The 22,414-nt window shown below is 71.3% G+C and carries 22 protein-coding genes; 9 read left to right on the forward strand and 13 right to left on the reverse strand.

Annotated elements, in window-relative coordinates:
* The first annotated feature begins 163 nt into the window (after window positions 1-163).
* A protein-coding gene (locus tag OG386_RS39835) for an IS5 family transposase (protein WP_328793131.1) occupies window positions 164-1,023 on the forward strand; the annotation gives its coding sequence in 2 pieces (ribosomal slippage) (window positions 164-512 and window positions 512-1,023; 861 coding nt in all).
* 9 nt (window positions 1,024-1,032) lie between these two features.
* Here OG386_RS39835 and OG386_RS39840 read toward each other — a convergent pair.
* Window positions 1,033-1,572, reverse strand: coding sequence for a hypothetical protein (locus OG386_RS39840; RefSeq protein WP_328792200.1), 540 nt, complete (start codon window positions 1,570-1,572; stop codon window positions 1,033-1,035).
* Between the two features lie 114 nt (window positions 1,573-1,686).
* Entirely contained in the window at window positions 1,687-2,022 is a 336-nt protein-coding gene (locus OG386_RS39845) for a CPCC family cysteine-rich protein (protein ID WP_328792201.1), read from the reverse strand.
* A gap of 231 nt (window positions 2,023-2,253) precedes the next feature.
* On the opposite strand from OG386_RS39845, the gene OG386_RS39850 reads away from it, so the two are divergent.
* From OG386_RS39850 to OG386_RS39860, 3 genes are all read left to right on the forward strand, one after another.
* Window positions 2,254-3,474 (forward strand): serine hydrolase domain-containing protein, encoded by a 1,221-nt coding sequence (locus OG386_RS39850; RefSeq protein ID WP_328792202.1) that lies wholly within the window; start codon window positions 2,254-2,256, stop codon window positions 3,472-3,474.
* 111 nt (window positions 3,475-3,585) lie between these two features.
* Window positions 3,586-4,572, forward strand: coding sequence for an LLM class flavin-dependent oxidoreductase (locus tag OG386_RS39855; RefSeq protein WP_328792203.1), 987 nt, complete (start codon window positions 3,586-3,588; stop codon window positions 4,570-4,572).
* 281 nt (window positions 4,573-4,853) lie between these two features.
* Entirely contained in the window at window positions 4,854-5,723 is an 870-nt protein-coding gene (locus OG386_RS39860; RefSeq protein WP_328792204.1) for a polysaccharide deacetylase family protein, read from the forward strand.
* Between the two features lie 24 nt (window positions 5,724-5,747).
* On the opposite strand, the gene OG386_RS39865 is transcribed toward OG386_RS39860, so the two are convergent.
* From OG386_RS39865 to OG386_RS39875, 3 genes are all read right to left on the reverse strand, one after another.
* Window positions 5,748-6,941 carry an FAD-dependent monooxygenase gene (locus OG386_RS39865; RefSeq protein ID WP_328792205.1) on the reverse strand — a complete coding sequence of 398 codons (1,194 nt, stop codon included), beginning with the start codon at window positions 6,939-6,941 and terminating at the stop codon, window positions 5,748-5,750.
* 162 nt (window positions 6,942-7,103) lie between these two features.
* Window positions 7,104-7,607 carry a F0F1 ATP synthase subunit B family protein gene (locus OG386_RS39870; protein ID WP_328792206.1) on the reverse strand — a complete coding sequence of 168 codons (504 nt, stop codon included), beginning with the start codon at window positions 7,605-7,607 and terminating at the stop codon, window positions 7,104-7,106.
* Between the two features lie 791 nt (window positions 7,608-8,398).
* Window positions 8,399-9,316, reverse strand: coding sequence for an EamA family transporter (locus tag OG386_RS39875; RefSeq protein ID WP_328792207.1), 918 nt, complete (start codon window positions 9,314-9,316; stop codon window positions 8,399-8,401).
* Between the two features lie 19 nt (window positions 9,317-9,335).
* On the opposite strand from OG386_RS39875, the gene OG386_RS39880 reads away from it, so the two are divergent.
* Both OG386_RS39880 and OG386_RS39885 read left to right on the forward strand, forming a co-directional pair.
* Window positions 9,336-9,860, forward strand: a complete 525-nt coding sequence (locus OG386_RS39880; RefSeq protein ID WP_328792208.1) for a MarR family winged helix-turn-helix transcriptional regulator — start codon at window positions 9,336-9,338, stop codon at window positions 9,858-9,860.
* A 110-nt stretch (window positions 9,861-9,970) separates the two neighbouring features.
* Window positions 9,971-10,765, forward strand: a complete 795-nt coding sequence (locus OG386_RS39885) for a rhomboid-like protein (RefSeq protein ID WP_328792209.1) — start codon at window positions 9,971-9,973, stop codon at window positions 10,763-10,765.
* 57 nt (window positions 10,766-10,822) lie between these two features.
* Here OG386_RS39885 and OG386_RS39890 read toward each other — a convergent pair whose 3' ends face one another.
* Window positions 10,823-11,155 carry a hypothetical protein gene (locus OG386_RS39890; protein WP_328792210.1) on the reverse strand — a complete coding sequence of 111 codons (333 nt, stop codon included), beginning with the start codon at window positions 11,153-11,155 and terminating at the stop codon, window positions 10,823-10,825.
* Window positions 11,156-11,261: 106 nt separating this feature from the next.
* On the reverse strand, window positions 11,262-11,879 hold the full coding sequence (locus OG386_RS39895; protein ID WP_328792211.1) for a TetR/AcrR family transcriptional regulator: 618 nt from the start codon (window positions 11,877-11,879) through the stop codon (window positions 11,262-11,264).
* A 113-nt stretch (window positions 11,880-11,992) separates the two neighbouring features.
* Between OG386_RS39895 and OG386_RS39900 the strand changes: the two genes are divergently transcribed.
* Entirely contained in the window at window positions 11,993-13,282 is a 1,290-nt protein-coding gene (locus OG386_RS39900) for an alpha/beta hydrolase (protein ID WP_328792212.1), read from the forward strand.
* Between the two features lie 46 nt (window positions 13,283-13,328).
* Complete coding sequence (locus tag OG386_RS39905; protein ID WP_328792213.1) at window positions 13,329-13,517, forward strand: hypothetical protein; 189 nt, start codon at window positions 13,329-13,331, stop codon at window positions 13,515-13,517.
* A gap of 226 nt (window positions 13,518-13,743) precedes the next feature.
* Here OG386_RS39905 and OG386_RS39910 read toward each other — a convergent pair whose 3' ends face one another.
* Entirely contained in the window at window positions 13,744-14,307 is a 564-nt protein-coding gene (locus OG386_RS39910; RefSeq protein WP_328792214.1) for a ribosome-inactivating family protein, read from the reverse strand.
* 461 nt (window positions 14,308-14,768) lie between these two features.
* Between OG386_RS39910 and OG386_RS39915 the strand changes: the two genes are divergently transcribed.
* The gene (locus OG386_RS39915; RefSeq protein WP_328792215.1) at window positions 14,769-15,197 is read left to right on the forward strand and encodes a hypothetical protein; all 429 of its coding nucleotides are present in this window, start codon (window positions 14,769-14,771) and stop codon (window positions 15,195-15,197) included.
* Here OG386_RS39915 and OG386_RS39920 read toward each other — a convergent pair.
* The 5 genes from OG386_RS39920 to OG386_RS39940 all read right to left on the reverse strand — a co-directional run bounded on the left by OG386_RS39920 (window position 15,185) and on the right by OG386_RS39940 (window position 22,152).
* Complete coding sequence (locus OG386_RS39920; RefSeq protein ID WP_328793522.1) at window positions 15,185-15,757, reverse strand: DUF4291 domain-containing protein; 573 nt, start codon at window positions 15,755-15,757, stop codon at window positions 15,185-15,187. The two genes, OG386_RS39915 and OG386_RS39920, sit on opposite strands and share 13 nt — an antisense overlap.
* A gap of 391 nt (window positions 15,758-16,148) precedes the next feature.
* The gene (locus OG386_RS39925; RefSeq protein ID WP_328792216.1) at window positions 16,149-18,071 is read right to left on the reverse strand and encodes a copper resistance CopC/CopD family protein; all 1,923 of its coding nucleotides are present in this window, start codon (window positions 18,069-18,071) and stop codon (window positions 16,149-16,151) included.
* Between the two features lie 333 nt (window positions 18,072-18,404).
* Window positions 18,405-19,145 carry a DUF1775 domain-containing protein gene (locus OG386_RS39930; protein ID WP_328792217.1) on the reverse strand — a complete coding sequence of 247 codons (741 nt, stop codon included), beginning with the start codon at window positions 19,143-19,145 and terminating at the stop codon, window positions 18,405-18,407.
* The gene (locus tag OG386_RS39935) at window positions 19,142-19,705 is read right to left on the reverse strand and encodes a hypothetical protein (protein WP_328792218.1); all 564 of its coding nucleotides are present in this window, start codon (window positions 19,703-19,705) and stop codon (window positions 19,142-19,144) included. Before OG386_RS39935 ends, OG386_RS39930 begins: the two co-directional genes overlap by 4 nt.
* A gap of 215 nt (window positions 19,706-19,920) precedes the next feature.
* The gene (locus OG386_RS39940; RefSeq protein WP_328792220.1) at window positions 19,921-22,152 is read right to left on the reverse strand and encodes an endonuclease; all 2,232 of its coding nucleotides are present in this window, start codon (window positions 22,150-22,152) and stop codon (window positions 19,921-19,923) included.
* Window positions 22,153-22,414 lie beyond the last annotated feature (262 nt).

Raw genomic sequence — 22,414 nt, forward strand, 5'->3', positions numbered from 1 at the left:
CTGCACTGGTCAAACTGGCGCCGCAGACGACAGTTCCAAGCCCGCCTCAGCCACTACAAACGACACGGCCACACACCACCAGAACCCAACAAACCATCACTGCAAACACCGTTGCAGTACTAGGCCGTGTCTTCAAATGGTTCTGATGGGGGATCATGTCGGCATGGTGCGTCGTCATGAGCTGACGGATGTGGAGTGGGAAGCGCTGTCCGGGCTGTTGCCGCGGTCGTCCTCGGGGCGGCCGAGGTTGGACGACCGGCGGGTCCTGAACGGGATCGTGTGGAAGCTGCGGACGGGGTCGGCGTGGCGTGATGTGCCGGCACGGTACGGGCCCTGGAGGACTCTGTACACCCGTTTTCGCAGGTGGGCGCTGGACGGGACGTTCACGCGGATGCTGGCCGCGGTCCAGGCGGAGAAGGACGCGACCGGTGACATCGACTGGCTGGTGTCGGTCGACTCCACGGTCACGCGGGCCCATCAGCATGCTGCGGGCGCCCGCAAAAAGGGGCAGGGCAGGGGGACGAAATATGTGATCACGCCCTCGGACGATCCCGAGGCGGACTGACCACGAAAATCCACCTGGCCTGCGACGGCCGCGGCCGGCCGCTCGGCTTCGTCCTCACCGGCGGCAACGCCGCCGACTGCACCCGCTTCGAAGAGGTCATGGACACCATCAAGGTCCGCCGGGCCGGGCCCGGGCGGCCCCGAACCCGCCCGGACCACGTCCTGGGCGACAAGGGCTACAGCTCCCGCAAGATACGCGCCTACCTGCGTAAACGCGGGATCGGCCACACCATCCCCGAACGCCGGGACCAGCGGGCCAACCGATCCCGCCGCGGCCGCGACGGAGGCAGACCACCTGCCTTCGACAAACAGCTCTACAAGAAACGCAACGTCGTCGAACGCTGCTTCAACCGCCTCAAGCAGTACCGCGCGATCGCCACTCGCTATGACAAAACCCGCGAGTCCTACCAGGCAGCCGTCACCATCGCGTCCCTGTTCCTCTGGCTCAGACCCCTTTGAAGACACCGCCTAGTAGCAGTCCATGCGTGAACCGTCGGCTGCCGCCTCGGTGGACCACGTGTACCAGGTCCTGGCGTCCACTCCGAGCAGCTCCGCCGGGTGCGGTTCCGTCCCGGAGGACTCGCGGAGCTCCTCGGGCGAGGTGAAGGAGAGGGTGAGGCTCGGCCGGTCGGCGGATTCGAAGCAGAAGACGACGAACCGGCCGTCCGACCCCATGTCCAGGTCGTCCACCGGACGCCATCCCGCCGCCGACGCCTCCCGGCCGTAGTACTCCAGCACTTCGTTCCTGGTCCCGCCGTACGCGTAGAACCGCTCCGCAGTGAGCCAGGCGCCCGCGGTGTCGTCGACGCAGTGGGCCCCGGACCACGGGACGCCGTCCACGGCCGCGGCCCCCTTCGGACGCAGCTCCAGCGCGGGCAGCCGCTCGAGCTCGGCCAGGGCCGCTCCTGTTCCCCCGCACGTCTCGAAGTGGGGAAGGAAGGCGCACCCGCTCAGGCCGGTTCCCATGAGCAGGGCCGCCAAGAACGCCCGCCCGGCAAGCATGTTCATGGCGAGATTATGACCCTGCCCGGAAGCCGTCCGTCCGACGGGGTCGGCCCGCGCCGGGACCACCCCTGCGGGGGCGGGAAGCAGCTGCCTCGCGCACCTCGCACCGAACGGGCTTCACCCGCCCGTTTCACCGGCCGCGGGCAGGACCTGCCGGGCGACGCCCCACCACGCGCCATCGCCTCCTTGGGCTACCGACTGACGGTCCCCCGACCGCGCACCAGCCGCGTACTCCGCGTATCCACGACGGGCGGCGGTCAGGCTCTCCGATCCGTTCGGCCCGCCCCAGACCTCATCGGCATTCAGGTCATCCTGCCCGTCGTCTTCCCAGCCGCACTCGGGGCAGATGTCCCACGCGCACCGGGCATCGAGAGTCAAGAAGCGGCAGCACGGGCAGGGATAAGGCCCGCCTCCCGGTGGGCAGGCTTCTCGCAACTCGCGTGGTGTCATCATGCGAAGAGTGTGCCCGCCCGCTTCGTGGTCACTACCGGGAACCACACCTGGCGGCGTTCAGCGCGGAGAGCCGGGTACGGCGCGCCACCCGAGTCCGACGGCGACTTACGCGGCCAACCGGGGGGTCTCGGCGCGCGCCTCGGGCGCAGCGGGCCGCGCGGACTGCTACTGCTGGGCCGGGCCGGGCGCCGCCCGCCCCGGCCGTCCCCGCGCAGACCAGGAGCCACGTACATGCCGACCCGTGCCCGCGCCCGCGCTCGTGCCCGCGCCCGCCGAAGCCGCCTCCGCACCGGGCTGTCCGCCGCCGTCCTGACGGCTGCCGCACTCGGAGGGCTCCTGCAGCCCGCACAGGCGGCCGGTGCCCCGGAACCGGGAGACGGCCGCCAGCGCCACGACAAGGGCCTCCAGCGGCAACTCGACCGGCTGGTCGCCCAGGAGGACGGCCCTCCCGGGGCGATCGCCGTGCTCACCCGGGGCGACCGCGCGGAGGTGTACACGGCCGGTGTCGGCGACATCGAGACCGGCCGCCCACCGCACCCCGACGACCACATGCGCATCGCCAGCATCGCCAAGGCGTTCAGCGGGGCCGTTGCCCTCCAGCTCGTCGACCAGGGCCGGCTCTCCCTCGACGACACCATCGGCGAGCGCCTGCCCGACCAGCCCGAGGCCTGGCACGCGGTGACGCTGCGCCAGCTCCTCCAGCACACGAGCGGCCTGCCGGACTACTCGGCCGACCCCGCGTTCCTGGAGATCCTCACCGCCGACCCGCGCCACGTGTTCGACCCGCGCACCCTCCTCGACTACGTGGCCGACGAGCCGCTGCGCTTCGTCCCCGGCTCCCTGTACGAGTACTCCAACTCGGACAACATCGCCGTCGCACTGATGGCCGAGGCCGTCACCCACCGCAGCTACGAGGACCTCCTCAAGGAGCTCGTGTACCGGCCGCTGGGGCTGCGCCGCACCAGCCTGCCCCTGGGCTACCGGCTCCCGCGTCCGTACCTGCACGGCTACGACGCCCAGCCGCCCGCCGAACCGGAGGACATCAGCGAGGCCGTGGGCGCCTCCGGCGTCTGGGCCTCCGGCGGGATCGTCTCCACCCCCAGGGAACTGGGTACCTTCATCCGCGCCTACGGCGGTCCCGGCCTGCTGTCGCCGCAGACCCGCAAGGAGCAACTGACCTTCCGTCCCGGCGACTCCTCCGAGCCGGCCGGCCCCGGCACCAACGCCGCCGGGCTGGCGATCTTCCAGTACACCACCCGCTGCGGAGTGCTCTACGGCCACACCGGCAACTTCCCCGGGTACACCCAGCTCGCCGCCACCACGCCCGACGGCACCCGGTCGCTGACCTTCTCGATCAACACCCAGACCAGCAAGGGCAACAAGCCCGCGCTGCTGGCCCGACTGCGCACCGTGCAGGAGAACTTCGTCTGCGCCCTGCTCAAGGGGCACTGAGCCGCAGCAACGACTCCGGTTGCGGCGACTCTGGTTGTGGCGGTGTGGCGGCGTGGCGCGAAAACGATCACGCTCGCCCGCGCCGCCACCCGTGCTCCCTATGCTGACGCCATGCTCGAGATACCCCTTTCAGCGCTGGAAGTCGCGATGGTGCAAACGGGCACCCGTGCCGCGGACACCCTGCGGGACACCACGGCCTTCGCCCAAGGAGTGGAGGACCTCGGCTACCACCGCATCTGGTACGCGGAGCATCACCACTCTCCTGCGATCGGCGCGTTCCCACCGGTCGTACTGACGGCGCACGCGGCCGCGTCGACCTCGACCATCCGTCTCGGTTCGGGCGGGGTACTGGCCCCCAACCACGCCCCCATCACGCTGGCGGAGCAGTTCGGCACGCTGGCCGCCCTGCACGAGGACCGCATCGACCTGGGCATCGGCCGCGGTCCCGGCACGTTCGACGACGCCACCGCGCGGGCGCTGCGCCGCGGTGCCGACCCGGCGACGGACGCCGAGTACCGGTCCGACGTGGCCGCGATCCTTTCGTTCCTGGTGGACGAGGTGGCACTGGGTCCGCTGCCGGAGCCGTGGCTGCTGGCCTCCAGCACCGCGGGGGCCGCGCTCGCCGCGGAACTCGGCCTGCCGGTCGCCGTGGCGCACCACATCCGGCCGGACAACACCCTTGCGGTTCTGGAGCGATACCGGTCGGCGTTCTCCCCGTCCCGCTGGTGCGAGCGGCCCCGGGTGCTGCTGTGCGTGGAGACGGTGTGCGCGGAGACGGAGGAGGAAGCGGTCCGGCGCGCGGGGCCGATGAACGTCGTCAAGGCCGGGCTCCTGAAGGGGGAGAGCCAGATGCCCTTCCCCACTCCCGCGCAGGCGGCCGCCCACCCCTTCACGGAGCAGGAGCGGCAGGCGCTGGCGGGCTTCCGCGCCCAGCAGGCCGTCGGCACGCCCGAGACCGTCGTGCAGCGACTCGCACACCTGGCCGCCGAGACCGGGGCGGACGAGCTGATGCTGGCCACGCCCGTCTACGACCTCGCTGACCGCATCGCCTCGTACGCGCTCGTCAGGAAGTACTGCGGAGCCGCGGCCGCGCCGTAGGGCCGGGGGCCGCCGCTGCGGGTCGCCGCGCCGCGGGACCGGGAGGAGGTCCGCACGGCCCCGCAGCATCGGCGGGTCGTGACACTGCTCACACGCGGCGCGGCACCACGGAAGCCGCCACAGCCGTTGGTGCTGCGAGGTCGTCGACCCCTCGCCGGGAGATCGGTGTGCGCCGAACCACACAAAACGGGCCATTTGGTCGAGGAGGGGCTCCGAACGGATGACCTAGCCTGGACCGACCAGCGAGATCCGGGGGCTGAGGGCAAAGGAAGAGCACGTCCATGCGCATCACCACCAGTTCCGCACGTCGTCGACGCGCGGGGTACGTCACTGCGGCCGCCCTCCTCGGCCTCCTGGCGGCTGCCGGCACCCCGGCGTACGCCGCCACCGACGGCTCGGTGGTCCGCACGCCGGACGCGCCCCCTTCCGGCCACTCCGCACCGGCCGGAACCGCAGGTGCCGCTCAGGGCACTGCCCACGGTGCCGCTCAGGGCACCGCCCATGGTGTCGCCCAGGGCGCTGCCCACGGTGCCTCCGGGGTCCCGCTGGGGATCTCCAGGCTGGCACAGGGCGCGGGCCGCCAGGTCGCGATCACCATCGATGACGGTCCGGACCCCCGCTGGACGCCCCAGGTCCTGGAGACCCTGCGGAAGAACCACGTCAAGGCCACGTTCTGCATGATCGGCACCAAGGCGCAGAAGTACCCGGAGCTGGTGCGTGCGGTCGCCGCCGACGGTCACCAGCTGTGCGACCACTCCGTCGACCACGACGTCACGATGGACCACAAGCCCGTCGCCTACCAGCGCCAGCAGATCCTCGACGGCAAGGCCATGATCGAGAAGGCCGTTCCCGGGGTCCCGGTCGCCTACTACCGCGCGCCGGGCGGAGCCTTCACCCCGGACAGCCGCGCGATCGCCGCCGCGAGCGGGATGCGGCCGCTGGGTTGGAGCGTCGATCCCCAAGACTGGAGCAGGCCGGGCCTGAAGGCCATCCTCTCCGCAGTGGAGGGCAAGCTTCCCCAGCAGCCGACGGTCCTCTTCCACGACGGAGGCGGCGACCGCAGCGAGACCGTCGCGGCGCTGAAGGAGTACCTGCCCTGGCTCACCGAGCAGGGCTACGGCTTCTCCTTCCCGGCCCGCACCGCCCCTTAAGGGCCGACCGGGCCCGCCCCTGCGCTACGCGGGGAGGCGGAACCCGTTGAAGAGGTCGTCCATGCCGCGCAGGGCCAGCCGGGCCGGGGTGGCGCGGAGGGCGAGATCACGGACGGCCACCACGACCGGATCGCGCAGGACGCCCAGGCGGCCGACGCGGCGGGCACGAAGGCGCACGGCGTCGGTGCGGGTGCGGCGCGCGGCGGTGTACGCGGCGAGGGCGGCCACGACGGCGCCGTCCCCGTCGGCCCCGCCGGCGCCGCGCTCTCCGGCGGGCAACAGATGGGCGAGGACCACCGCGTCCTCGATGGCCTGGCAGCCGCCCTGGCCGAGGTTGGGGGCCATGGCGTGGGCCGCGTCGCCCAGCCACGCGATCCGGCCGTGGTGCAGGGACGGCAGCGGGGCGGCCAGATCGTAGAGGTCGTTCCGCAGGACGTCGGCAGCGTCGAGGCGCCCGACGCGGTCCAGCAGGGCGGGAAGGGGTTCGTGCCACGAGCCGAAGCGCTGCCGCAGTTCGGTGCGCGGGTCCGCGAAGCGGGTGCCCGGCGGGACGACCGCGGTGGCGTAGAGGTAGTAGCGGCCGTCCACGAGCGGGGTCACCCCGAACCGCGCCCCTGGCCCCCACGTCTCGCTCATGGCCGGTATCCGCAGGTCCGGGGCGTCCACGATGGTCCGCCAGGCCGTTTCGCCGAGGTAGTGCAGTCCGGGGTGCGCGGGGAAGTGCGCGCGGCGCAGAGGACTGTGGATGCCGTCGGCGGCGACGACCAGATCGGCGGGAAGGTCCGGGCCCGCCGCCGTGCGGACGGTCGGACGGCCCTCGGCACCGTCGACACCGGTCACCTCGGTGCCGTAACGAAGGGCCGGTGGTGGCAGCGCGGCGGAGAGGGTGGCGGTGAGGGCCCGGCGCGGCACGGCGAGGGGCGCCGTGCCGTAGCGGGCCGCCATGTCCGCGGTGCCGGTCCGGGTGAGCCACCGGCCGTCGGGGCGGCGCACGCCCATCGCCGCGGGTACGGCGCCGCCGATCGCTCGGGAGACATCCACGCCCACGGCGTCGAGCGCGCGCAGGGCGTTGGGGGCGAGGCCGATGCCGGCGCCGGTGACGGGGGGTTCGGGGGAGCGTTCGCAGACGGCGACGTGCCAGCCCCGGCGGTGCAGCGCGACGGCGGCCGTGAGGCCGCCGATTCCGGCGCCGACCACCACCGCGTGACGGTTCGTCATGGCCAACCTCTCCGCTCGGGGTCCCCACTCTAGATCGGTGGGCTGACGGAGCACGCGCCCGTCCCGGACCTCCGCACCCGCGCCCGCGGCCACCTCGCCGCCACCTTGCGGCGGAGGTGGCCGCTGGCGCGTCCGGCAGTAGGGCGCCGACCGCGCCCGACCTCAGCCCTTGGTGTCGGCCTCTGCCTCGGCGAAGAACGCGTCGGCGACGGCGCGGGCACGGTCGACGTCGGTGAGCGGTTCGCCGACGATGCGCCCGGCCAGCTCGGTGGCCAGCCCGAGGACGTGCTCGCGGAGCTCTGCCTCGGCGATCACTCGGTCGGCCTCCAGTTGCACGGCGGCCGCGGCGACCATTTCCTCGCGCGCCCTTTGCCCCTCCGAGCGGACGGCGGCGAGGAGGGCGAGGCCCTCCTCGTGCGCGGCCTGGCGGATCTGCGAGGCCTCGTGACGGGCGGCGCTCAACTCGGCTTGGTACTCGGTCCGAACGCGCTGCGCCTCCCGCTGGACCGTCTCGGCCCGTTCGAGCCTGCCCGTGGTGGCCTCTTCGCGCTCGGCGAGGGTCTTGTTGATCCTCGGAAGGAGGACCTTGGCCAGAGCGGCGAAGACCACGGAGAAGGTGATGAGGCCGACTATGAGTTCAATGAGATTCGGTTTCAAGGGTCCCATGATCGAATCGTAGCGGCGCACTATTGGTCCTGCTTCGAATTGCGGTGACCCCGTGGCTTGAAATCACCTTTCGGGCAGTCGATGTGAGTGGACGTCGGTCATCGGCCATCGGGGCGCCGAGCTCGCCGAACGTCCGGTGACACGTGCACGGAACCCTCCGTGCGCGCGTGCGGTCCTCCTCTGGGAGTAGTTGCCTGGAGACGCCCCGCGTGCTGCCGGGGGAGGAACCTGGCCGAGCCGTGAAAGAATTCAAGACGTTCTTATTGGGGAACGAGGCCGCCACCAAAGACCTCACGGGCCGTCTTCTTCGATGTGTTCGTGCAGGGCTATGACGGTTCGAGGATCACGGCAGCGTCAAAATCTACGACTCCGCAATCGAAACGATGGTCAAGGCCACCTGGTAAATGCGCACGCCGATGCGGAACCGGCCCCGCGGTCGTGATTGCGGGGCCGGACCCGTACCGGCGGGCCGGCACTGACGCTTGCGCTTCCGGTCGCGCCCACGGGAACCTCCGCCGGCGCGGGCCGCGTGCAGGTGCTCGACCGGAACTGGAGGGTGTGCGGGCAGAGCCCGCACCCGGCACGCGCGAGGTGACCACCCGGGTCACGTTCGACACGGTGGAGATCGAGGAAGCGTGCCCGTGACGGATGCGACGGGGCCGCCCGCGCGGAAAGGGCGAGGCCGAGAGGGGGTTTCGCCGTAGCCCCGCGGGAAGGCATGCCCCGCGAGCGGATGCGGGAACGCGCAGCCCGTCGCGAAGGAGGGGCCGGCGCGGGCCGTCGGCGCAAGGTCAGCAGGGTGACCGGAGGGTCCGGCCGGAAGCCGCCCGGTCGGGACGGCCTGCCCGTCGGCCCCGGCCCGGGGGCCGGCCCAGAGCGACTCCGCCCAGTACGAGTGCCAGGCCGCACAGCTGTCGGCCCGTCAGCGCCTCCCCGGCGACCACCGTCCCGAGCAGTACGCCGGTGACCGGGTTGAGCAGCCCTATCAGACCGACCGTCCCGGCGGGCAGACGGCGAAGGCCGGCGAACCAGACCGCGAAGGCCAGCGCGGTGGCGACCAGGCCGACGTAGCAGTACGCGAGGAGGGCCGACGGGGACACCGGTGGCGGGGCGCCCTCCACGGCTACGGCCACCGGCAGCAGGAGCAGGCCTCCAGCGGTGAGCTGCCAAGCGGTTGAGGCGAGCACCCCGCCTCCGGCGGCGCTGGTGTTCCACCGCTTGGCCAGGACGTGGCCGACGGATGACACCAGCACCGCGGCGGCCGAGGCCAGGACGCCCGGCACGCTGATCGCGCCCGCGCTCCCGAGCAGCATGAGGCACACGCCTCCCAGCCCGATCACGGCGCCCGCCAAGTGGGCGATGCTGGGCCGCTCGGCGACCAGGGGCCAGGCGGCGAGCATCATGATCAAGGGGGAGACCGCCATGACGGTCGAGGCCACGCTCGTCGGCAGCAGCTGGGAGGCGGTGAAGACGAGGAAGAAGAACACGCCCACGTTGAGCAGCCCGAGCAGGGCGGACCGCCCCCACCACGCACCGTGCGGCCGTTGGCGGGACAACGCCAGCAGGACCAGGCCGGCCGGCAGCGCTCGTAGGGCGGCTCCGTACAGCGGGTGGTCCGCCGGCAGGAACTCGTGGGTGACGAAGTAATTGGCCCCCCAGGCCACCGGCGCCACTGCCGTCAGCGCCACCCCGCGCATGTTTGCTTCCATGGAAGGTAATATAGCTTCCATGGAAGCAAATGTGTCGTCCGTAGAGCACGGCCCGCCCCCGGACCGGGTGGCTCGGATCCAGGCCGACTGGCGCCGCGAACGGCCTGACCTCGATGTCGGCCCACAGGGCGTGATCGGCCGATTGCACCGCCTCGCCGACCGGCTCGGCGCAGAACTCGACCTCGTCTACGACCGCTACGGCCTCAGCGAGGGGGAGTTCGACGTCCTGTGCGCCCTGCGCCGGGCGGGCGAGCCCTTTGAGCGGGCGCCGGGCGAGCTCGCCGCGCACACCATGGTCACCACCGGTGCGATGACGAAGCGGATCGACCGCCTGGAACGGTCCGGGCTCGTCACCCGGCGGCGCTCCGACGACGATCAGCGCGGCCGGATCGTCGCCCTCACCTCGGCCGGGCGCGACCTCGTGGACCGGGCGTTCACCGACCACATGCGCAACGAACGCCGCCTACTGGACCTCATGACGCCGCAGGACGCGGCGGTGCTCGAAACGCTGCTCACCACCTGGCTGTCCCGACTGGAGGACTGACGCGGGGGAGGGCTTCCCCGACGGCGCGGGCCGGTACTGCGACTCCGGTCGGGACGGCTGCCCGCCCCCGCCGACCCCCACCTCCAACTCGACCTGGAGAATGCCGCGTTATGAACTCTCAGTCACCGTCGGGTCCTCTGGGCGGACTGCTCCGCGCCGTGCGGGGGTACCCGCGCCGCGCGCCGCTGACCCTCGCCTACGTCTGTCTGCTCCTGGCCGGTCACGCCTGGGTCGGGTACGGCCTGTCCGCCGATCGGGCGGCCACCGTGTTGGGCTACCTCAGCACCAACCTGGACAACCTGCGGGACCATCCGTTGCCCGCACTGCTCGGCAGCGCGCTGTTCTTCGACGGTACGCTCACCGACGTCACCTCGACCGACTTCGTGGGCACCTTGATCACCTTGGGTCTGGGGGTCTGCTGCTTCCTGGCCTGGGTGGAGCACCGGTGGGGGAAGGCGCGCGCCGCAGCCGTGTTCCTGGGCGGGCACGTCGCGGCCACCCTGCTCACCGCCGTCGTCATCACCGTTGCGCTGCGGCACGGTTGGTACCCGACGGCCGTCCGGCAGGCCTTGGACTACGGAGTCAGTTACGGAGCCCAGACCGTGCTGGCGATCGCCACGCTCGCCCTGCCGCGCTGGGGCCGCCTCCCTTGGGCCGCCTTCGTTCTCGCATGGCCTCTCGGTGGCGCCGAATGGACTGGTCCGCTGCCGGACTTCACCACCATCGGCCATCTCGTAGCGGCTGCCCTCGGCTTCGGACTGTTGGGCGTCCCGGCCTTCAGACGGCAACGGGTCCGCGCTACCGGGTCGTCCCGCGCTGCGAGCGACCTCGGGCGGCAGCGGGGCTCCGTTGCGGAATCGGCGCCGTCACCGGTGGCAGGAACGGAGCCGCCTGCATCGGTCTGAGCTCCAGCGACGACGGCGGTCGAAGCGGCCGTCGTTCGTAGTGCGGTGCTGCGGCGGTCAGGGTGCTCGACGGAGCTCGGCCCCGCGCAGGGTGACGACGGACGGGACCGGGTCGGTGGGCGGCACCAACTCTCGGGTGACGATGTCCACGAGGTGTGCCGGAGCATCGCCCTGCTGCAAGGCGAGCACGTACTCGACGATCTGATCGTGGGCGAGCGCCGGCACCCTTCGGCGCAGGGTGAGCATGGCGTGGACCGTCCCGCGCCGGTTCGCCGCCGCCCGGATCTCATCGCGTAGATCGTCCGCTGCGGTCCGTGCGGCCTCCCCCCGGATGCGGGCCCGTTCCAGTTCTTCCTCGACCATCCGGACCGCTTCGTCTCGCTCTGTCACCCGGGCAGCATCCCCTACGCACGCCGACGGCGGCCACCGGGTTTCCTGCTCGCTCCACAGCTGAGCGGCCGGGGCGGGGGCGGCTCGGATCGCGGATCCGGCCCCGTCAGGGCGCGAGTTCGGCTCGCCGAAGGTCGCGGAACACCTCCGGCGTCGCCCAGCCCCGCAACACGGCACGAACCGTCGATCGGAACGCGGCTTCGGCCGTGGCGGCGTCGAGGGCCCCGGCCAGTTCGAGCGTCACGAGCCCGTGCAGGGTCCCCCAGATCGAGAGGGCGATCGACCGCGCTTCGCCGGCGAGGACGGACGCGGCCAGGGCGCGGTCGATCGCAGCGAGGAGCGGGCGGATCGGGTCACCGGCACCGACCTGCCCCGACGGGTCGAAGGACTGCACGCCGCCGAACAGCACGGTGTACAGGTGGCTGTGTCCGCGCCCCCAACTGCGGTAGGCGACGGCCAGCGCGTAGAGGTCGGCGAGGGGGTCCGCGGAGGTCTGCACCGCCGAGAGGCCCTGGAACAGGCCGGCGACGGCCCTGTCGCGCACCGCGCCGATCAGGCCGTCCTTGCCCCCGAACAGCGAGTACACCGCCGTCGTCGACGCCTCGGCGGCGGCGGCCACGGCGCGGACCGTCACCGACTCCCGCGGACCGGTGGCGAGCAACTCGGTCGCGCACACCACGAGTCGTTCTTTGACGGCTTCGTCGTTCGTTCTCGGCCTACCCACGATGAGCAGCCTACCGCCTCTGATAACGTCGTTTTGAAACGATGTTCTGAAACTGTCGGAGGTTCGTCGTGCCCCTACCCGCCCCACGTCCCGTCCGCCTCGCCGGACGCTTATTGCTGACCCTGGTCGCCGTCGCGACGCTGGTCCTCGTCTTCATCGCACTGATCGCGCTCACGGACGGGGCGGGCTCGGGGCTCGCCGCATGGTCGACGGCCCTCGGAGCCGGGGCCGGCCTCGCAATGTGGCGCGGCCGGCGCCGCACCGGGCCGGCGCGGCTCCTACCGTTGCTGCCGGTGGTCGTCGCGGCGGCACTCACGGCGACGGTCTGCGTCCCGACCGTGCCGACCGCCCGGCGCCACCCGCCCGCCCTGCCGTTCGTGGCCACGCAGCACTGGAGCCTGGCCACGGGCAGCCGGGTCGCCGTGTACCACTACCCGCCCGCGAACTCCGGCACCCGGCACCCCGTCCCGTTCGTGTACCTCAACGGCGGACCGGTCCGCGGCATCTCGGTGCTCGACCACCGGTTCCTGCAGCTCCTGGCGCGCCAGGGCTACGACGTCTACGCCTACGAACAGGCCGGTGGCGGACGCAGCGACCTGCTCCCCATGGGCCAGTACACGATCTCCAGGTCGGTCCGCGACCTCGCCGCCTTCATCGACCGCCTGGACGCGGGCCAGGTCGACGTCCTCGGATTCTCCTCGGGCGGCGTCGTACTCACCCGCGCCCTGGCCGACCCGAGCGTCGCCGCACGCATGCACCGGGCGATCGTCGCCGAGCCCGGCCCCATGGACGGTCCCACCGCGCGCATCACCGGGCACAAGGGCAGGGAATCCGCACGCGGCCTGGCGCCGGCCGTGACCGGACCGCGGTCCACGCACGTTCCCCGGTACGCCGTGGCCTTCGGCCTCATGCGACTGGGACTCCTCACCCCCGACACCGGACTGATCGGACAGGCCGAGGGCGACAACGCCTTCACGGCCGCCGACCTCGGCAGCGACACCGCATCCGCCTACTGCGCGCGCGACGCGCACCGCATCCCCGCCGAGGACACCGCACAGAACTTCTCCTTCAGCCCCGCCGCCAGCCTCCGCGTCCAGCAGACCGTCAAGGACGCGCCTTCCCTGGCACCGTTGCTGAGACGGTCCCGGACCCCCACGATGCTGATGATCGCCGAGTGTTCCTCCCAGGCCCGCCAATGGGCGACCGCCGTCCTCGCCGATGACCCCGCCGTCCGGCGCACGCAGCTCCTGCCCGGAGTCGGGCACCGCATGTGGAACGGTCTGGACGACAACGACGACCGGGCCGCCGCCGTCATCACCGCGTTCCTTCAGGACGAGCCGGCGCCGCTGCCGAACCACCCGACCCGCGACGAGATCCCGACCTTCCTGCGCGACCGCGAATGAGGCCCCTCCCCGGACGGTCCGTCAGTCGAGCTGCGAGACTTCGGCGATGAGCACAAGGCGCCGCCCCCTCGGGCACGGACCGGTTCCCCTCCACGAGGACCAGGAGCAGCGCGCCGTACGCGGCCGCACGGCTGCCGAGCGGGCCAGTGAGGACCCGACCCCGGCCGCCCCGCCCGAGGCGGAGCCCTCGACGGCCAGGCGAGCACTGGGGTTCGGACTCGGCACCCGCACCTGAGGCGGATCGCCCGCACTGACCATCGGACCCGATCGACCGGACCGGGCGTCGTGCGCCGCGTCCGCGGACGGCCAGTTCACCCGCGGGGAGCCGAGGGACCGCAGATCGGCGGTCCCTCGGCTCCCCGGACCCGCGCCCTCCGCGCTGCGACCCGCAGCTCCCGCCCCTGCGAGCCGGAGCGTGCCGGTGCACGGGCGGTGTGTGAAGGCCGGACGACTGCTGCGGACTACAGTCGTCCCCCGGTCATCCAGATACGTGACATCGCATCGGCCAGGGCGGGGTACCGGGCGGCCTCGCAGAGCATTTCCGAGAGCACGAGCATGCCGTGCGCGGTGCTCCGCGGATCGCGGTTCTGGTGCAGCCGGATGACCGCGTCGCCCAGGGGCCGGCGCCCGAGCAGGATCCCCGAACGCCGGACGGCGGCGGCCCTCTCCAGGTCGGCGCGGCCCCCGCCGAACGGCAGGGCTTCCGTTCGGCGCAGGCCCGGCGGCGCGGCGGAGTCCTGCACGTGGCGGACGTACGCTTCCGGCGGGGCCTGACCGTTCTCGAAGATGTTCCGGAATCCAGCGATCCGGAGGCTCGTATTGCGTGGGCGGAGCTCGATGTAGAGCTCGATGAACAGACCACGCAGTTGGACGTGGAGGGGAAGGTAGGGCATTTCGCCCTCCTTGCGCGCGGCTCCGCCGAAGAATCCCTGCGCATCTTGCGCCTTCGACCGGATGGTCGACGTCAGGGATCGGTATTCGTCGGCAGAGGCGAGCGCGGGGGAAAACAGCATCGGTATCAGCATGGCCGGCCTATCGGGGGAGAGTTCCTGAACTCGGGCTTCCCATGACCCATCTGACCGCAATCGCTTGAATCCTGCTGCATTCACGCATGCACATCACCGCCTTCGCCATATTCCGACGACGGGTTCATCACCCCGTCGGTGCCGGGTTCGGTTCGATGCGGTCCTTTGTAGTCGTCCGGGCGGCAGTCAAGAGAGATATTGACCTCTGATGCTAAGAAATCAGCACACGATCCCGGGAGCCCGGACCGTTGGCCGTATGCCTCAACAGGGCCTACTCGAGGCCGGGTTGCTGGCAGCATCCACGGCCGTGAGCCCCCTGATCAGCCTCTTCCCGTCAGCCCGGCGGTGCCGACCTGTACGCTCAACCACCGGAAGGTTCCACTGACTTCTGCAGTAGAAGCAGCTCAGGCGTCCGCGTCCGAGATGAACGAGGGGAAGGCGAAGCGGTGTTGGTGTCGTTGATGGGCGTACTGCTGCTCCTCGGTGTGTCCACGGCGGGAGCGGGCATCGTGATCGTCGTCCTCCTGCTGAAGAACCCACCCCTGCCTGTGGCCAAACTCTGTGCGGTTCTCGCTCTGACTTTCTCTGCTTCGGCCGTAGTCGTGTACTGCTACGGCTGGTACTCCGTCGCTTTGGGTGGCCCGTTCCCGGTGTTGTGCGAGCGCCGGAACGCCTCCGGCGCCGAATTGGTGAGCAGGCAACAGGAGTACTTGCCCCTGCGTAGCGCCTGTGGCTACTCAGACGGCTCAACGGTGGAGTACGTCGGAATGTCGATCAACGTGCTCGTCTGCGTGCTGGCGAGCCTTGCCGTCGTCCTGACCGGTGCCGCCGCATTCCTGCGCCGGCGCGCCCCGCAATCTCCCCAAAGGAACGCAGTTCACCTCACGTGATCGGGGGAAAGGCGTTCCTCCATGCTCCGGCTCATCGGGTAGACGCGCTCTGCGGGCAGAAACCGTTGAGCCTGCGCGGCGCGTCCGTTCCGGACGAGCGTTGCGGCCTTGCGGACCTGTGGGGTGAAGTCCGTGATGCCGACGACCCAGTCCTCGGCGAACGTGCGGATCAGGTGGCGACCGATACCGACCTGGATGCTGTAGTGGTTCAGAGCCGCTCCACGCACCGAGCGCTCGGGGTCCCACTGAAGGTGCACGGCGGCTCGAGCCACTGCCTTCGGGTCCGATGTCGTACGTACGGCCTGGGACAGAGCCTGCTCCCAGCCTTCGCGCGTCATCCGCACGGCGAGGACCCGCTCCTGCCCCGGTTTGCGCGCCCAGTTGCTGCGATGCATCAACCACAGGAAAGAGGGCTTGATCCACGTCATCCGCTGGAACGAGAACGGCGGGACGAAGCGCCCCGCCCGTAGCGCGGCGTCGGCGATCGCGGACGAGTACGCCTGGTAGACCACGATGGTCCGGGCGTCGTAGTCCGCGCGGATCTGATACTGCGGCGTCATGCACCGCACCTTGTCATCCACCACGCCGTCGTCGCCAACGGATTCCCACCGTTCGAGGACCCGTTCCGAGCCGACGCGCGGGCCAGACCCCCGTCGGTGATCCGCCGGCCGGCCGGCTACGGGCCGGCACGGTCTTGGACGGGGCGGTCGTGACGCGCGGGGTCGCGCCGCCCGCCCCGGGCTCCCCGCCGCCTTCGCCGCAACCGGCGGTCAGCAGCGCACAGGCGGTGGCCAGGACGGGAGTGGCGAGTACGCGACGCAGCCGCGATGCGGGCTCGAGGGTAGGAGCCGGGGCCGGGGCGGTTGGTCCATCGGGTTCCCTCTCGTGGTCGGTGTGCGGGTGATGTCACGCGAGCTCGTAGGGGGCGAGCCGTCACCGCCTGCGGGGCGGCTACGTGATGCGCACGGTCCCGTGCACGGTGACCTGGTCGATGTCGGTGGTGCGCACCGTGATGTCGAGGGTCCACTCGCCGGGCATGGGCACCCGCAGGTCGTAGGCGGCCCAATACCCCTTCTGGTTCGTGAGCTTGGCGTCGAGCGGGCCGATACCCAGCTCGCGCTGGGTGAGCGCGAGGCGGAGTTCGGGGACGGTGGCGAGGCCGCCGTCCGCGCTGAACACCACGGCTTCGACCGTGTTCTCACCGACGCGTCCGGGAGCGAGGGTGATCTGGACCTGGCCGCGGTGGTTGGCCGTCCCCATGTCGAACGGGACGGTGACCACCTTCACCTGCGGCTCCTGCTCGACGGCGACCGATGAGGACTCCGCCGCCGCTGCGCGGCTGGGCTGGGTGCCGGTCAGCAAGGTGGTGATCGCCAGGACCACCACGCCGAGCACGGCTTCGGCCGCGACGGTGCGGCGCAGGCCGCGCCGGTACCGCTCGCTCACCTCGACGGGCGAAGGCCCCGCGCCGTCACCCTGCTGTCCTTCGGCGGGCGCGGCGGGAGCGCCGCGCCCGACCGTCGGCTGCGGGGGACCGGACGCGCCGACCAGCTGTGCCACGCGCACCTCTTCGGTCTCGGGCGTCCCCTGCACCTCCTCGGCGGGGACGGGCTCGTGGAGGAGGCGGGCGGTCCACCGGCGGGAGTACGACGCCACGCACAGCACGAGGACCACGGCGGCGACCTTCACGACGAGGGTCTTGCCGTACGAGGTGGTGGCCAGCGCCTCCCACGACCCGACCTGCCGCCAGGACTGGTACACCCCGGTGCCGACCAGAACGGCGACCGCGCGGAAGGCCAGCGTCGAGAAGAGGCCCACCGCGGGCGCGGGGAGGGGGTGGCCGCCGTCGGGCCCCCGATCTCGTAGGGCGATCACCAGCGTGATCAGGCCGCCCAACCACACGCCCATGGCCACCAGATGGAGCGCGGCCACCGGCATGGCCAAGGGCACCTGGGGCCCGGCGGAGGCGTGTTCGGCAGCGGCCCAGGTGAAGGCCAGCCCCAGGGCGAGCACCGCCCCGGCCACGCGGACCCGGACGCTGAAGTCCGGCGGCTGCGATCCGTCGTCGTCGCGGGCCGGTCGCACGGCCGGGTGCCACCGCATCACCGCGGCGGCCGCGAGCAGCAGTACGAGCCGGGCGGTCAGCGCCACTCCGGGCTTCCCGGTGGCCGTCCGGCCCAGTTGGGCCGGGCCGAACGCCGATGTCAGCGAGCCCGCCGTCTCGTACGGGCCGCGCAGCAGGAACAGGGCTACGGTGGCCACGGCCAGGGCCGCCCACCCGACGACGAGCAGCCGCCGTACCGGGCGAAGCGCGGCCGCCGCCGGCCAGCACACGAGGATGAACGCGGCCGCTCCCACGAGGAGGGCGAGGCCGCTGTAGGCGACGTAGCGGAAGAAGCCGTAGAGGCGGCCGACCGCCGTGTCGTCCGGTGAGTCGGTGGCCACCGTGGCGGCGGTCCCGGAGGGCTTGCCGATGGAGAAGGTGAACGCGCCGGAGATCGGGTGGCCGTCGGCGGAGATGACCCGCCAGGCCACCGTGTAGGTGCCCTCGGGCAGTCCGTCCGACAGCTCGACCCGGGCCGTGTTCCCCTTGCCGTCGGCATGCTGCGCCGGACGGGGGTTCACGCGCTCGTTCGCCGGAGACAGGACCCTGAGCGCGGCATCGGGGAAGCTGATCGACTCGGTGAACGTGAGCGTGACCTGGCGGGGCGGCGCCTGGAGGACGCTTCCGTCGGCGGGATCGGAACCGCTGAGGGCGGTGTGCGCGAGGGCGGGTCCGGCCCCGCCGAACAGCAGGGCGAGTACGGAGGCGACCAGTACCAGGACGGTCAGCGGCTTCCTGGCACGAGGTGATCCTGGTGATCCTGTGTGCATGACGGGCGGTCTCCGGTGAGGCGGTCGTGAGCGGGGGCCATCGCCACCCGGGACTCGATCGTGCGGAGGGGTGGTCGTACGGTGCGGCTCACGGAGGTGACACGACGGACTCCGAAGGGGCTCGAATGGACGACGAGATCCGGACGATAGTGCTGGCGGACGGGGCACCGGGCCGGGTGCGCAACTTCGGCTAAAGCCGGGAACCGGAGGCTCGGATCGGGCGTTCTCCCTGTACATTGCCCCAGCTGATCGGGGTCTGGCTCCGGGGCCCCGACACCGGGCGGCAGGGGCGGGTGCCAAGCGGGAGCCGTGCACCCGCCCCTGCCGCTTCGGTCAGGCCTGGCTGCGGTTCCGGCGCAGCCACCAGAAGGTGCCGGCGGCGGCGAGCACCAAAGCGGCCGCGACCACGCCGAGGACGGCTCCGGTACTGCTTCCCGCCGCCTTCGCGTTCGTCGCCGCCGTGCTCGCGGCAGCAGCGGGGGCCGATGGAGCTGCCACAGACGGCTGTTCGGACGGAGCGGCGCTCGGCGGCGGCGTCGGCGACGGTGACGGGCTCGGGGCGATCGGCTTGGCCCCGGGGGCCGCCGCCTTCAACTCGAGTACGGGTGCCGGGTTGTCGACCTTCTCCCCGTTCGTGGGCACCTCGATCCAGCGGGAGACCTTGCCGTCGCCGTAGGTCTCCAGCGTTTTGAAGGCCAAGGCCTTCTCGTCGGGGAGCTGACGCACCGTGATGCTGTACTCGGCATCGGTGCCGGTGGCCAGGGCCGTGCCACCGATGCTGTACCCGTCCGGGGTGGCCGTCAGCTTCCACCCCTCGGGGGCGTCCTTCAGGGTCACGGCGTCCGGGGTGATGCCCTTCGGGAGCACCACCCGCAGCTCCGCGATGCCTGCGGAGTCCGACTCCGCTTCGGAAGTGAAGGAGACCGTGACGTTCTCGGCGAGGGCGCGGGGGTCGGAGGCGGTGACCTCGGCGTGCGCGGCGGCCGGCCCGGCGGTGAGGCCGAGGACCACCAGGGCGCCGAAGGCGGCCAGCCCCAGTCTGGGCAGACGAGGAAGGCGCTGTGTTCCGGTCATGGGGGAGGAACCTCTCGGTACGAGCGGATCAGGGGAACGTCTCCTGCGTACGCGGCAGGAGGCCCCCGACGCACCACCGTGTGACAGAGCGTCGTCGCGACCGCTTGTCGCACGGCAACACCGCTGCGCGGCACGGGCGCGGTCCGCGGCCGCGGCCTCGGCCAAGGTCGGCACAGGGCACCGAAGCCGGCGGCGGCAGCGGCGACGGCCCTCTGGATCCACCGGTCCACCGTCTCGGGCAGGCGGCTGAGCGCCTGATCCGCGTGGTACATGAGCAGGGCCATCGCACAGGTGGCCACACCGTGGGCCGCCGCCATCGCCCACGTGCCGTGGGCTTCGGCGTGTCCGTGAAACACCGGACGCTGCACGAACAGGGCTCGGTGCAGTACAAGTTGGGCGGCGCCGGTCGCCGCGACCACGTGCCACCAGGGCCGGGACGTCCGCGTGACGAGCCACGACAGGGTGAAGGCGAGCGCCGCGCCGCCCGCCACCCGCTGCCAGGGAATCGGGTCCCCCGAGGCCAGATGATGGCCCACGACGGCCAACACCGAGCTGAGCATCGTGAACACGGCAGCCCGCAGCCACCGTCCGCCCTGCCACTCGGGCTGCGGACACGGGCGCGTCCTTGCACGGGCTCCGACCATGTCCGGTCATCATTCACCGGCTCTGCCGCCGGCAGACCGCAACTGTCAATTGTGGAGTACCTTTCCGGATCGACCCCGCTGCGGCGGGGGTTCACCCGGCCGCGGGGGACGTACCGGACGGGTTCGTCGGCTCAGGGCCAGGCGCCTGCGAAGTCGATCTCCTCGGCCCACTCAGGGTGGTCTATCAGCGGATTGCGGTTGCCTTGCATCTCGGCTATCGCCGCGTTGCGGTGCTGCTCGTAGAGGCCCACCGGATGGTCCCTGTGCCAGTTCAGCAGCGTCTCGAGGCCGGTCCGCTGGAGTTCGCGCGCCTCGTCGCCGATCTTGCCGGGGTAGCGGAGCAAGAAGTAGAGCGTCGCCCTGGCGACCGGCCCCTTGCCGTTCGAGGGCTCGAACTTTCCCGGATCCCGGCGCCCGCAGTCGTGCTGAACGACCTCGTTGAAGTCCGGGAAGTCGAAGTAGGGGATGTTCCCGCGGAAGCTGTTGCACGTCGACTCGCACGCGAAGAGATGGTGCAGGTCCCCACGCATCGGCTCCTTCTCGTTGAACCAGGACTGGGGCACGACGTGTTCGCAGTTGAAGGGCAACGACGCCTCCAGCAGGGCGAGCTCGGCCTCGACCGCCTCCCGGCCGGGTGCACTTTCGTGGAGCATGAACTCCTGCCAGCGTCCGATTCGGGCGGCCTCCACCGCCGCATCGGCCTCCATCAGTTCCTGTGGAGTGAAGCCCTTGTCCGAGTAGATGCTGTGGAGCGTTTCGTCGGGGTGCAGGTCCACCCACGGGTAGAGCAGACGCATCGGCTTGTACGACGGCCGGCGCTCGTGCGTGGACTCCAGATGTTCGGTGAGCGCGAGGCGCAGGCTCGTGGGGTTGCCCACGTGAATGCCCGCGTAGTAGGCCTCGCGTGCCGGCAGGTCCGCGGCCTCGTCGAAGTAGGGGCGGGCACGGAAGGCCGCGAGGTTGACCATGGCGGCTGCCAGGTCCCGAGCGGCGGGCGACTGACCGTCGATGCTTCCGATTCCGGCCGGCAACCCCACGTACGAGGGGGTGGTCGCACGCTGCGCCGGTCCCGCAGCAGGCGATTCGGCCCGGGGTTGCAGGGCGTCGGCGCCGGCGTGGACGTCGGCGCCGACGTCGGGTCCGAGGCTGACGCTGATGTGCAGGGGGACGCTCCAGCGGACCGATCCTGTCGTGGCGTGCTGCTCACCGCTCCCGTCCATCGTTGCGCTCCGGGGCGCGGCACCGTTCGTCCGGTTCGTCAGCGCCGACGGCGGCGGGACTTCCACGGGGTGCAGGGACGAGCCGGCCGCGATCAGCTCCGCGCGGAGCGCTGCGGCGCCGCCGGACAGGGGGAACTGCTGGATCATGCCGAGGATGCGGCTGACCCGCACGCCCTCGTTGGCCTTCCAGTCCACCCGGTGCTCTCCCATGCTCGGAAGCCAGCGGGTTCCGTCGACGGCCAGCACGTTGCCGTCGCGGTCCTTGCGGGGAGCGCCTGCGTGGTGCAGTGCCACGACCTCCCACTGGTCGTTGAAAACCGGAGCGCCCGAGGATCCGTGCGCCGTGTCGGCCGAGTAGTGCACGAAGTCGTCCAGCACGTCCACGATCTGGTTGTCCCGGAGAGCGAGTTGCTTGGGCTCGCCATTGGGGTGCTGGATGATGTTGACGAGTTCCCCGATGACGGCCTTGCCCTGGGCTTCCTTGAGCGGCAGCCTCCCGAAGGCCGCGAGCGGCTGACCGTCCCGGGAACGGTCGGAGACCGCGACCACGGTGAAGTCGAGGTCACGGTGGGTGACGAAGAAGCTCTGCGGATCGAGCTGGAACCCGACCGGAACCAGCGGCTGCCCGTCCAAGCCCGCCTGGAAGTTGAACTCGATCACTCCGGCGGCCGCTTCCTCGGCGGAGCCGAGCACGTGGTTGTTCGTCATGAGCAATGAGGGGGACACCAGGAAACCGGTTCCCTGGTGGGACGACCCGGGACTCCGGACGGTTATGCGGCCGACCGAGCGGGCGGCGAGGAATCCACCTTCGAGGTAGTCGATCCCGATGAGATCGTTGCGGCCCATGAACCGTTCAAGCGTCAACAAGTCGGTGCTGACCAGCTCGTGGTCCAGATCCAGGCTGGTACCGGTCGTGGCGGTCGCCGGTGTCTGCTCGATCGCGGTGGCCATCGCCCAGTCGATGCCCAGACGGCTCAGCCTGCTGTTGACCCGTTCCTGGGTGTCCGCATAGAGGATGCCGTGCTGATTGAGCGCCTCCAGATGGCCGTCACGCTCTCCGGCGCGGCCTGCGTAGCGCCGACCGGCATCCTCCATCTGCTCCAGGAAACCCTTGTCGACTTGTGACAACTGCTCCACTGTCATATCGGCTCGCCTCCTCGGCGGCACGCTTTATGCTCAGATGTTGGAGTTCCTCCCCTCCTTCCAGTATGGGGACAGGGTCTGGGCGCCGCTCAGCCGAACAGAGCGGCGCTCCGGAGTGGTTGTTGCGTCAATCTCTTGCCGGGGTCGGTTCGGGTGGGCGCTTGCACCCCCCGTGTACCGCCGACGAACCCGAGCCCCTCCGCCCTATCGCCCACGGCGATCTGATCAGCCCACCGAGCATTCGGAGCAGCGCGTGCCGGCG

Origin of the sequence: Streptomyces sp. NBC_00273 (genome assembly GCF_036178145.1) — a bacterium.
In the GTDB taxonomy this organism is placed as follows: Bacteria; Actinomycetota; Actinomycetes; order Streptomycetales; family Streptomycetaceae; genus Streptomyces.

Bases quoted from the DNA above. Each gene is read 5' to 3' on its own strand.
- OG386_RS39840 (WP_328792200.1), bottom strand. From the start codon at position 1,572: ATGAACATGCTTGCCGGGCGGGCGTTCTTGGCGGCCCTGCTCATGGGA.
- OG386_RS39845 (WP_328792201.1), bottom strand. From the start codon at position 2,022: ATGATGACACCACGCGAGTTGCGAGAAGCCTGCCCACCGGGAGGCGGG.
- OG386_RS39850 (WP_328792202.1), top strand. From the start codon at position 2,254: ATGCCGACCCGTGCCCGCGCCCGCGCTCGTGCCCGCGCCCGCCGAAGC.
- OG386_RS39855 (WP_328792203.1), top strand. From the start codon at position 3,586: ATGCTCGAGATACCCCTTTCAGCGCTGGAAGTCGCGATGGTGCAAACG.
- OG386_RS39860 (WP_328792204.1), top strand. From the start codon at position 4,854: ATGCGCATCACCACCAGTTCCGCACGTCGTCGACGCGCGGGGTACGTC.
- OG386_RS39865 (WP_328792205.1), bottom strand. From the start codon at position 6,941: ATGACGAACCGTCACGCGGTGGTGGTCGGCGCCGGAATCGGCGGCCTC.
- OG386_RS39870 (WP_328792206.1), bottom strand. From the start codon at position 7,607: ATGGGACCCTTGAAACCGAATCTCATTGAACTCATAGTCGGCCTCATC.
- OG386_RS39875 (WP_328792207.1), bottom strand. From the start codon at position 9,316: ATGGAAGCAAACATGCGCGGGGTGGCGCTGACGGCAGTGGCGCCGGTG.
- OG386_RS39880 (WP_328792208.1), top strand. From the start codon at position 9,336: ATGGAAGCAAATGTGTCGTCCGTAGAGCACGGCCCGCCCCCGGACCGG.
- OG386_RS39885 (WP_328792209.1), top strand. From the start codon at position 9,971: ATGAACTCTCAGTCACCGTCGGGTCCTCTGGGCGGACTGCTCCGCGCC.
- OG386_RS39905 (WP_328792213.1), top strand. From the start codon at position 13,329: ATGAGCACAAGGCGCCGCCCCCTCGGGCACGGACCGGTTCCCCTCCAC.
- OG386_RS39910 (WP_328792214.1), bottom strand. From the start codon at position 14,307: ATGCTGATACCGATGCTGTTTTCCCCCGCGCTCGCCTCTGCCGACGAA.
- OG386_RS39915 (WP_328792215.1), top strand. From the start codon at position 14,769: ATGGGCGTACTGCTGCTCCTCGGTGTGTCCACGGCGGGAGCGGGCATC.
- OG386_RS39920 (WP_328793522.1), bottom strand. From the start codon at position 15,757: ATGACGCCGCAGTATCAGATCCGCGCGGACTACGACGCCCGGACCATC.
- OG386_RS39925 (WP_328792216.1), bottom strand. From the start codon at position 18,071: ATGCACACAGGATCACCAGGATCACCTCGTGCCAGGAAGCCGCTGACC.
- OG386_RS39930 (WP_328792217.1), bottom strand. From the start codon at position 19,145: ATGACCGGAACACAGCGCCTTCCTCGTCTGCCCAGACTGGGGCTGGCC.
- OG386_RS39935 (WP_328792218.1), bottom strand. From the start codon at position 19,705: ATGCTCAGCTCGGTGTTGGCCGTCGTGGGCCATCATCTGGCCTCGGGG.
- OG386_RS39940 (WP_328792220.1), bottom strand. From the start codon at position 22,152: ATGACAGTGGAGCAGTTGTCACAAGTCGACAAGGGTTTCCTGGAGCAG.